The sequence below is a fragment of the Methylotuvimicrobium sp. genome (assembly GCF_050611805.1).
Taxonomy (GTDB): domain Bacteria; phylum Pseudomonadota; class Gammaproteobacteria; order Methylococcales; family Methylomonadaceae; genus Methylotuvimicrobium.
In genome coordinates this window covers 43,519-49,816 of sequence record NZ_JBNGHF010000033.1, presented here as the reverse complement: position 1 = coordinate 49,816, position 6,298 = coordinate 43,519, and the positions used below count along the sequence as shown (strand labels likewise).

Genomic DNA, 6,298 nt, shown 5'->3' with positions numbered 1-6,298 from the left:
ACGACGAACTCTGTTTAGCAAGTTTACCGATACTTGTGTATAACGGCGAGTGCTCCGCGTGGGAATGCCGCTTTAGACGCTCCGCGTCGACAGCTGTGGACGCAGAGCGTCCCCGGATGCATTCCCACGCGGAGCGTAGGAACGATGATAAATAGGGAAATTATCTGTTAAGAAATCCTAAGCTTGGTAAAACGCCCAACCTGGGAATTGCTGATTTTACTTTGCACCTTTGCGCGCGACACATGACTCTTCAAAAAACTCGACCGAACAAATCAATCGAACAGCGCTTGGGTCTAAATTCACGCTTTTTCCTAAGCTCCAGCTTCCAGTGACTGACACAACCTCTGCACATTTTCAATCAGCCCGGCTTTCTCGTTCAATCTTCCTTGATTGTCGGGAAGCTAGAGCTTCCTGAACAGGTTACCCAAGCAGGAGCTTGGGTAACAGCATATTTTACTCTGCGTCTTTGCGCGCGATACATGACTCTTCAAAATGCTCGGCCGAACAAATCAATCGAACAGCGCTTGGTCTAAATTTTTACTCTTTTCTAAACCTCTAAGTTCGCCTTTATCTTTTATGCCATGAAATTTTGTGCCGGCAAGGTTGGCTTGTGAAAAATCGGTATCCAGCAGTTTGGCTTGGGAAAGATCGGCACCCGACAAATCGGCACCGGTGAGGTCTGCACCGGCCATGTCGGCGACCATTAAATTAGCGTTTTGCAGATTGGCGCCGTTCAATTTGGCCAAACGCAACATTGCCCGACTCAAATTAGCCCCGGCCAAATTGGCTCCGGTTAAATCGGCGCCTTTTAAATTGGCGCGCATTAAACCCATCGGCTGATTTTTCATATCCGCCCCCCAATTGGCTTCTCTCAGATCGGCGCCCTTTAAATTAGCACCGTCCATCACGGCAATAAAACGACTGCCTCTTAGATTAGCCTTGCTCAAATTGGCCTTGACTAAACTGACACCGAACACGCTGCTATTCGAAAGATCGGCGCCGGATAAATTGATGCCGGTCATTACGGTCAAATCCAATACCAAACCGGACAAATTACTATTGCTAAAATCGGCCTTTCTCAAATCGGCGCCCCATAAATCGGCATGGCGAAAATCCAAGCCGGATAAGTCGACTCCGCGTAAGTCCTTCCGGCGCAAATCGGCCGGTTTCTCTTTTGTGGCCGTGCTTAGCAGTTGTTCGATTTGCGCACGGTCGAGATCGGCCGCAAATGCCGAGGAAGTATTCAGTGCCAATAAAAACAACGAGGTAAATAGGGTAGGTATTTTCATCGTATCATCTCCTAATGCGTTGGCTTGATCAAAACTCATTATATACTCAGAGCAAGGGCATGTTCAGTTTTCTAAAACGCCCCAGCAATTCCCAGTTTGAGAATAAAAAAAGGTGCGGAGTGTGCTTGGCGAGGATGTCGGCGGCAGGGAGGTCCCATGGATAGGTTTACGGCGTTCCTCGACTGGCATACCCCGCACCCTGAACACGGAAAAATTTCTCCAACTGGGAATTGCTGAAAACGCCCATTACAAACGAAATGCTTTGTTCCTGACGTTCCGATATTTCTGAGTTAAACTAACCTCCTTTCCTACTCTCCCTGTATTTGTCTCAAAACGCACTCATGACTTCTTGTAACGATCCGGCATGCGCCAAAAAAGTCGAATTATTAAATAGCGAATGCCGTTGCGTGTCGTTAGACCGTCATGCTCTGCGCGATGAATTGCTGGCTCTTAACGATCTTAATCTATTCCGCATGCTCACCGAAGAGCGTCCGTATTTATTCGCAGAATCGGCCGTATTCGTCGATGAATCCTGCTTACGGCGGCAATGGGAAATTATCGCGGCACTGGAAAAAGTCATCGATTTACCGGCTTATCAACAGCGGGTATTGGCTTATGCGCCTGAAACCGCCCTTTTTACGCCGAAAGCCCGGGGCGTTTTTTTGGGCTACGATTTTCATATCGGACCCAATGGACCGCAATTAATCGAAATTAATACGAATGCCGGCGGCGCCCTGGTCAATGCGATCCTGGCGCGCGCTCAAGTCACTTGTTGCGAGCAAGCAGGCGACAGGCGTCCGGGTCAATTACCCGGGATGGAGTTAAAACAATCGCTCGAGCAAGTTTTCACCGATATGTTCCTCGAAGAATGGCGACAGGAGCGGGGCGAGCAAGCATTAAAAACGGTTGCCATCGTCGATGAGCAACCGGCCGAGCAATATATGTATCCGGAGTTTTTACTATTCGAAAAACTCTTCGAGCGGCACGGTATCGAAGCGGTAATTTGCGATCCGTCGGAGTTGACCTTCATCAATGGCAAGCTGTTATATCGAGAGCTTCACATCGATCTCGTTTATAACCGTCTGACCGATTTCGGTTTGGAAGAAATAGCCTCGCAAGCATTGCGCAATGCCTACTTAGGCAATGCCGTGGTCGTGACGCCTTATCCCAGAAATCACGCATTGTATGCTGACAAACGCAATTTGGCCGTGTTGACCGACGCTGCGGTTTTAGAAGAAATCGGCGTAGATGCTGCCACTCGCGAGATTTTATTATCAGGAATCGCACAAACCGTCGTTGTGCGAGAACAAGACGGGGAAAAACTTTGGTCTGATCGGAAACGTTTATTTTTCAAACCGGCCAAAGGCTTCGGCAGTAAGGCTGCTTACCGCGGCGATAAACTCACTCGGCGAGTATTTGGGGAAATCTTGCAAGGCGATTATGTCGCGCAACAATGGGTAGCGCCAAGCGAAAGGCACTTAGAAGTTGATGACGCAGTGATGGGTTTTAAATTGGACTTGCGTAATTATGTTTACAACGGTCAAGTGCAGTTAGTCAGCGCAAGATTGTATCAAGGCCAGACGACTAACTTCCGTACACCCGGCGGAGGATTCGCGCAGGTTGTCGTCGTCGATCCGGCCGGATAGCGCTCGACTTTAAAGAGCCGAGGCCAAAACGCTTAACGCCTTGCCCCGATGACTGATCGCATTTTTGACTTCAGGCGCCAACTGCGCCGATGCACATTCGTACTCGGGCACCCAAAATACAGGGTCGTAACCAAAGCCGTTGTCACCGACCGGTTCATCCAAAATCCGACCTTCCCAAGTCCCTTGTGCGATCACGGGACAGGGATCCTGGGCATGCTCGATGAACACGATCACGCAGATGAAACGCGCAGTGCGCTGTTCGAACGGCACTCCGGACAATTCCTTCAACAACTTATCGACATTATCTTGATCGCTGGCATCCGAACCCGCATAACGCGCCGAGATCACTCCCGGGGCGCCGTGCAAATAATCCACCGCCAACCCGGAATCATCGGCGATTGCAGGCAGTCCCGAATGGAATGCCGCATTACGGGCTTTCAATAGCGCGTTTTCGACGAAGGTCTTGCCGGTTTCATCGGCTTCCGCGATTTGGAACTGCGACTGAGGCACAATCGGATGACCGGCCAAAATAGCTTGGATTTCCCGGATCTTACCGGGATTACCGCTGGCCAGAACGACCGGCTGGGAAGGATTCGATAACATTTAAAAGTTTTCCAGAGCTTCGGCTTGTTTTTCCAACAATTGTTTGATGCCATGCTCGGCCAAGCTCAGCATCGCATCGAGCTCGTCCTTACGAAACGCGTGGCCTTCGGCAGTACCTTGTACTTCAATGAATGCCGAAGCGTCATTCATGACGACATTCATATCGGTCTCGGCATTGCTGTCTTCGGCATAATCCAAGTCCAAAACCGGAACGCCTTTGAAAATGCCGACTGAAACCGATGCGACTTGTCCGTGCAGCGGATTTTTCTTGATTTGCTTTTTAGCGAGCATTTTCTGCACCGCCAATGACAAGGCAACGAAACCGCCGGTAATCGATGCCGTTCGCGTTCCGCCATCGGCTTGCAGCACGTCGCAATCAATCGTGATGGTATTTTCACCCAGCGCTTTCATATCGACCGCGGCTCTTAGCGATCGACCGATCAAGCGTTGAATTTCCTGAGTGCGCCCGCCTTGTTTGCCGCGACTCGCTTCACGCCCCATTCGGTCGTGTGTGGAGCGGGGCAACATCCCGTATTCGGCGGTAATCCAGCCTTCGCCCTTACCTTTGAGAAATCGCGGCACGTTAGTTTCGACACTGGCCGTGCATATCACACGCGTGTCGCCAAATTCTACCAGCACGGAACCTTCCGCATGCTTGGTGTATCCGCAGGTAAATTTAATGTCTCTCAATTGATCAGGATTACGTCCGCTTGGTCTCATAGTGCTACTCATGATTAAATAACGCGACAGTATAACCGAAAGCTTTCATTTAAAGAGGGCTTTTGAGCATTCAATTAGCAGTCAACTCTTTTAGATAATCGGCCACAGATTGCGGACGATCGGACGGCTTAACCGCCATCGCCCAATCGATAACCGCCAACAGTTTTTTGGAATATTTTTTTTTGTGAGCCTTCACCGCAGGGATCAGCGAGTCATTCTGAGCTCGCTCGGTTGCTTGAGGAGGCGCTTTATAGTCGAGGCAGGCCCGCATGCTCGCGCCGATCGCATAAAGATCGGTCCAAGGCCCTAGCGGTTTATTGCTTAAATATTGTTCGACCGGCGAAAACCCGTTGGTCAGTACTTTGCTTTGTTTATGTCGAGCCGGATTAGGAAAAGTCTGAATCGCGCCGAAATCCAGCAATACAGGATCGTTTCCCGGGCGAATCAAAATATTGGCCGGCTTGATGTCCAGATGAACGAGATTATGTTGATGAATAAACCCGACGCCATCTAATAATGAAACGAATACTTGTACTAAAAACTCCTCGCTCATCTCCAGTAATCTTTTTTGCAGAATTTTTTCCAAGGTAAGCCCGTAGTCGTAAGTCATCACCATGTACACTGTCGAATTTTCTTGAAAAAAATTGATGACTTCAACAATATTCGGGTGTTTTAACTTCGCCAACACCATCGCTTCTTCGAAAAATAGCGCTCTACCTCGCTTGAACAAAGCTTTGGTTTCCTCGCTGTTAGCCACGACTTGATTATTCCACGTTCTATGGGCTAATTTTCTAGGCAGATACTCCTTGATCGCGACTTGAACCTGATCTAATCGCCTGCGGGCCAAGTAAACGGAACTAAATCCGCCGCGCGCCAATTCACGCTCGATCATATAGTCGTCTATAATGGTGCCGGATTGGAGATAATTCCATTGTTTAGGATAGTTATCCGGATCGTAGTATTCAGCCACTGAGTCGCGTCATTGGGTTAATTCGTGAAAAAACACGACAATTATAGGTGAAAAATGATCAGAAGTATGACGGCATTTGCCGGAGATGAGGCAGTCATCGAAAATTTAACCGTTCTTTGCGAACTGCGATCGGTTAATCATCGTTATTGCGACATCACTGTCAAATTACCCGAGCGCTTCCGCTTTGCCGAAGCGCCGATACGTAGCGCCATTGCCGCAAAAATCAAACGCGGCAAAGTCGAATGCGCATTAAATTATAAAAAGCTTCCGCAAAACTTTAACATAGATCTACAGGCGGTTGAGGCACTTTTGAACGCAGCCCGCACTATCGAATCGCTTATGCCCGAGCCCCGAACATTTTCGGCTCTCGATATTTTGACTTACCCGGGTATTCAACAGGAAATCGGCACAGACAATGCCATTCTTGGTCAGGGTATTACTGCTTTAATCGAGCGCACGCTCGAACAAATGATCGAGGTCAGAAATCGGGAAGGCGAGCAATTAGCAAGCCTTATCGATGAACGCTGCCGAAAGATGAGCGAATTAGTCGTTGCAGCGCGTAGCAGAATGCCCGAAGTTTTGGTTCATCTGCGGGAAAAACTGAAGCTCCGAATTCACGATTTAGTAATCGAACCCGATTTCGACCGACTGGAACAGGAATTAGTTTTTTTGACCCAAAAACTGGATGTCGAAGAAGAGTTAGATCGTCTCGAAACGCATGTCAACGAAGTAAGACGTACCCTCAAAGACTCAGAGCCAGTCGGCCGCAGAATGGATTTTCTAATGCAGGAAATGAACCGCGAAGCCAATACCTTAGGCTCTAAGTCTGCCGACAAGGTAATGACCGGCATTGCGATAGACTTGAAAGTCTTGATTGAACAAATGCGCGAACAAATTCAAAATATCGAATAGACCAAAACGCGCTCGAAAAAGACGCATTCCGCCAAACTTAAGTCTGTAAAATCTACACTTAATCTTTCTCACAACTACATTTTCGGATTAGTTATACTCATCGTAGATCAAAATTCGGCACCGGGGTGTCCGTCAAAGGACGCCGTGAACCCAGCACC

The 6,298-nt window shown here is 48.7% G+C and carries 6 protein-coding genes; 2 read left to right on the top strand and 4 right to left on the bottom strand.

The window, feature by feature from the left end; all coding sequences use genetic code 11:
* Positions 1–509: 509 nt before the first annotated feature.
* The gene (locus tag ACRJJO_RS15435) at positions 510–1,289 is read right to left on the bottom strand and encodes a pentapeptide repeat-containing protein (protein ID WP_431066566.1); all 780 of its coding nucleotides are present in this window, start codon (positions 1,287–1,289) and stop codon (positions 510–512) included.
* Between the two features lie 341 nt (positions 1,290–1,630).
* On the opposite strand from ACRJJO_RS15435, the gene ACRJJO_RS15430 reads away from it, so the two are divergent.
* Positions 1,631–2,935, top strand: a complete 1,305-nt coding sequence (locus tag ACRJJO_RS15430) for a hypothetical protein (protein ID WP_431066565.1) — start codon at positions 1,631–1,633, stop codon at positions 2,933–2,935.
* A gap of 9 nt (positions 2,936–2,944) precedes the next feature.
* On the opposite strand, the gene rdgB is transcribed toward ACRJJO_RS15430, so the two are convergent.
* From rdgB to ACRJJO_RS15415, 3 genes are all read right to left on the bottom strand, one after another.
* A complete protein-coding gene (gene rdgB, locus ACRJJO_RS15425; protein ID WP_431066564.1) occupies positions 2,945–3,538 on the bottom strand; it encodes an RdgB/HAM1 family non-canonical purine NTP pyrophosphatase in 594 nt (197 codons plus the stop codon).
* Positions 3,539–4,258 (bottom strand): ribonuclease PH, encoded by a 720-nt coding sequence (gene rph / locus ACRJJO_RS15420; protein WP_404358308.1) that lies wholly within the window; start codon positions 4,256–4,258, stop codon positions 3,539–3,541.
* Between the two features lie 70 nt (positions 4,259–4,328).
* The gene (locus ACRJJO_RS15415) at positions 4,329–5,228 is read right to left on the bottom strand and encodes a serine/threonine protein kinase (RefSeq protein ID WP_404358309.1); all 900 of its coding nucleotides are present in this window, start codon (positions 5,226–5,228) and stop codon (positions 4,329–4,331) included.
* A 54-nt stretch (positions 5,229–5,282) separates the two neighbouring features.
* On the opposite strand from ACRJJO_RS15415, the gene ACRJJO_RS15410 reads away from it, so the two are divergent.
* Positions 5,283–6,140, top strand: a complete 858-nt coding sequence (locus ACRJJO_RS15410; RefSeq protein ID WP_431066563.1) for a YicC/YloC family endoribonuclease — start codon at positions 5,283–5,285, stop codon at positions 6,138–6,140.
* Positions 6,141–6,298: the final 158 nt, after the last annotated feature.

Excerpts from the sequence above, each read along its gene's own strand:
- rph (WP_404358308.1), bottom strand. The coding sequence starts at position 4,258 with ATGAGACCAAGCGGACGTAATCCTGATCAATTGAGAGACATTAAATTT.
- ACRJJO_RS15430 (WP_431066565.1), top strand. The coding sequence starts at position 1,631 with ATGACTTCTTGTAACGATCCGGCATGCGCCAAAAAAGTCGAATTATTA.
- rdgB (WP_431066564.1), bottom strand. The coding sequence starts at position 3,538 with ATGTTATCGAATCCTTCCCAGCCGGTCGTTCTGGCCAGCGGTAATCCC.
- ACRJJO_RS15435 (WP_431066566.1), bottom strand. The coding sequence starts at position 1,289 with ATGAAAATACCTACCCTATTTACCTCGTTGTTTTTATTGGCACTGAAT.
- ACRJJO_RS15410 (WP_431066563.1), top strand. The coding sequence starts at position 5,283 with ATGATCAGAAGTATGACGGCATTTGCCGGAGATGAGGCAGTCATCGAA.